We start from the raw sequence: 2,587 nt of genomic DNA on the forward strand, positions 1-2,587 counted from the left end.
GAAAGCGCGATTTTCCCCGCACGTTGACGGCGTCGCTTTTGGCGGATCGCGTTCGCACGGCCTCTGGTCTGATCAGGCAGTTGCGGCTTTGGTGAAGTTTAAGGGCAGCAGATCGTCGATATCAGCGTCCTCGTTGCGTTGAGGCAATTCGGTGAGGACGTGGCGCAACCAGGCTAACGGCTCGACGCGTGAGGCACGGCAGGTCAGCATCAGGCTGTAGATGACGGCGCTGGCCCTGGCTCCGTCGACGGTATCGCTGAACAGCCAGCTCTTTCTGCCAGTGGCAAAAATTCTGATGTCACGCTCCAGAAGGTTGTTGTCGATCGGCATCCTGCCGTCCTCGGTGTAGCGCGTCAGATATTCCCACTGGTTCAGGGTGTAGGACACGGCGTCGCCGAGCTTGCTGTCCGGCAAGACCTTCGGGGCGATTTCATCGAGCCATTCCTTGAGAGCGTTCAGGATGGGTACGCTGTGTTGCTGGCGAAAGCGGCGAATGCTGTCGGCCTGCGTCTCGCCGTCCTCGGGCTTTTTGTCCCGCGCCTGCCTTTCAACCCGATAGAGCTGTTCGAAGAACCGGAGCGCCTGTTCCGGCGGGCCGCCGCCTTTCTTCCTCGCCTTTAGGGCATCGACGAAGCGCCGCCTCGAATGGGCCATGCATCCAAGATGCGTTGCCCCTTCCAGCGTGCGCCAAGCGGAATAGCCATCACTCATCACGATGCCGCGGTAATCGCCCAAGAAGGTCTGCGGGTGTATCTGGCCGCGACCGGGTTGATAATCGAGCAGCACGATAGGCTCGTCACTGTCCTCGCCGCTCCGGTAGGCCCACATGTACGAGGTGCTGGCGGCCTCTCGATCCTTTTCCTTCAGGACCTGAACAGTCGTCTCGTCGCCATGGATGAGGGGCTGCGATCTGAGCCGCAGTTTCAGTGCGTCATAGATGCGGGAGAGATGCTTTTCGCTCGAGCCGATCACCCAGTGGCCCAGAGCGCCTCGGCTGACAGGAACGCCGGCGCGCTCGAAGGCCTGCGCCAGGCGGTAGAGCGGTGTGCCGTCGACATACTTATGAACGAGCGCGAAGGCCAGCGTCGAAGCCGTGGCGATGCTGCCCGGCAAAGGTTGCGTGGGCATCGGCGCGATCACGACCGGCGTGTTGATCCCGGTGCGGTCGCAATGACGGCAAGCATATTTGAACCGCACATTCTGCAGGACCTTCGCCTTCACCTCGATATGAAGTTGCTCGGTAACGGTCTCACCCATGCGATGCATCCGGCCACGGCAGCAAGGACAAGCCTTCTGATCATCGGGAAGGTCATACTCGACGCGCTCGCGCGGCAGGTTTTGCGGCAGCGGTCTGCGTCCGCGTTTCTTTCCCGTCGTGCTTTCGACGGGTGGCAACCCTGTGTCCGGAAGGTCGACGACGTCGCTATCTTCGTTGTCGGCTTCATCCTCATCAGCAACCTGTTCGGCTTCATTGAAGATGCGATCAACGTGTTTTTCACTGCGCGGCGCAAAACGATGCAGTCGCGCAAGCGCCAGTTCTTCCTCAAGTTTGAAGACGCGTTCGGTGAGTTGACGGTTCTGCGCCTGCAGCGCAGCAATGCGCGCCATCAACTCCTCAACAGTCGGTTCGCCTGTCCGATTCATCAGATTCTTGAATCGAAAGCATACCGCCGCGTCAACCGCTCAATTCGAGAGCCCTCAACCGGCAACCTGATATTGCCGCACCGGATGGCGGACCATCGCATCGATATCGATGCCGTCGAGAATCCAGTGCAATTGCTCGGTCGTCAGCGTGACGACCGTCTCCTGGCGGCGGGGCCACCGGAACTTGTCCTCGGTCAGCCGCTTCAGGACCAGCACAAAGCCCGACCGATCGAAGAACAGGAGCTTCATCCGGTCGCGACGGCGATTGCAGAACGCATAAACCGCCGGTGCAAACGGATCGAGCACCATCGTCTCTTGGACCAGAACCGCAAGGCTGTTGATGCCGGCCCGGAAGTCGATCGGCTCGCGGTGCAGGTAGACTTTCAGGTCAGCGCCCAGTCTGAACATGACCCAGTGCTCCGATGGTCGCCGTCAATGCATCCACATCACCGCATTCCAGCGTCAACTTCACGCCGTTCGGCAGGGACGCGCTCACCTTGGCTGGAGAGGAAAAAAGCGCAGTCCTTTTCGATGCCGACCCACGCACCCCATCGCAAGTCCCCGGCAAATCCACCGCAGCCATGCTGCTCTGTCGCAGCAAGGCCCGATCGGAAGTGCTTTCAATCTGAACCGGGATAAACGCCGGTGATGTGGACTGCGGGAGGGACTGGGTCTCCGTGCGCTTCTTTATCCACTTCCGAAGAAGGTTCGCATTGACCCCATGTTCGAGCGCAAGCCTCGATACCGACACGCCAGGCTCGAGGCAGGCCGCGACAAGACGGTCCTTCGATGCAGGGTCGTATCGGCGTCGCCCGTTCCGACCAACAAGCCTTACCCGCAGTTTCTGATCATCTTCGTCAATCACTTGGTGTCCACCTATTTTGGTGGACACCTTGCAGCAGAGCACTCAACAGCAAAAGGTGCGTAGAAATTCGCGCTTACG

General features: G+C 59.9%; 3 protein-coding genes. All 3 read right to left on the minus strand.

Features of this window, described 5'->3' with window-relative positions; genetic code table 11:
* Positions 1-72: 72 nt before the first annotated feature.
* The 3 genes from tnpC to tnpA are packed head-to-tail and all read right to left on the minus strand — an operon-like array spanning position 73 to position 2,506.
* Positions 73-1,644 (minus strand): IS66 family transposase, encoded by a 1,572-nt coding sequence (gene tnpC / locus G6N73_RS35235; RefSeq protein ID WP_165034473.1) that lies wholly within the window; start codon positions 1,642-1,644, stop codon positions 73-75.
* A gap of 54 nt (positions 1,645-1,698) precedes the next feature.
* Entirely contained in the window at positions 1,699-2,052 is a 354-nt protein-coding gene (gene tnpB / locus G6N73_RS35240; RefSeq protein ID WP_165034474.1) for an IS66 family insertion sequence element accessory protein TnpB, read from the minus strand.
* Positions 2,033-2,506: an IS66-like element accessory protein TnpA gene (gene tnpA, locus G6N73_RS35245; protein ID WP_165034475.1), complete on the minus strand. Its 474-nt coding sequence runs from the start codon at positions 2,504-2,506 to the stop codon at positions 2,033-2,035. The genes tnpB and tnpA overlap by 20 nt, the downstream gene beginning before the upstream one ends.
* Positions 2,507-2,587: the final 81 nt, after the last annotated feature.

Origin of the sequence: Allomesorhizobium camelthorni, from assembly GCF_011045125.1 — a bacterium.
In the GTDB taxonomy this organism is placed as follows: domain Bacteria; phylum Pseudomonadota; class Alphaproteobacteria; order Rhizobiales; family Rhizobiaceae; genus Allomesorhizobium; species Allomesorhizobium camelthorni.